The 278-nt window shown below is 44.2% G+C and carries 1 protein-coding gene; it reads left to right on the top strand.

Going from position 1 to position 278, the window contains the following annotated elements; all coding sequences use genetic code 11:
• Positions 1 to 278: DNA gyrase subunit A (locus A3763_RS08115; protein WP_304440804.1), on the top strand; the 278-nt coding region annotated here is incomplete at both ends.

Below are 278 nucleotides of genomic sequence, written 5' to 3'. Positions count from 1 at the left end.
TTGCTCATTCGTTGCTTGCTGACTTGGACAAAGAAACAGTCGATTTTGTTCCTAACTATGACGGTACCGAGCAGATACCCGAAGTTATGCCGACTAGAGTTCCTAACCTGTTGGTGAATGGCTCGTCAGGTATCGCTGTTGGTATGGCGACTAATATTCCACCACACAACTTAACTGAAGTTGTTGGTGCTTGCCTTGCTCTGATGGAAAATAGTGATATTACCTGTGAAGAGTTGATGGAAATTATTCCAGGTCCAGATTTTCCAACCGCTGCGATT

The sequence above is a fragment of the Oleiphilus sp. HI0128 genome, from assembly GCF_001635365.1.
The sequence above is the reverse complement of the archived record's forward strand: the minus strand, read 5'-3'. Positions and strand labels throughout refer to the sequence as shown.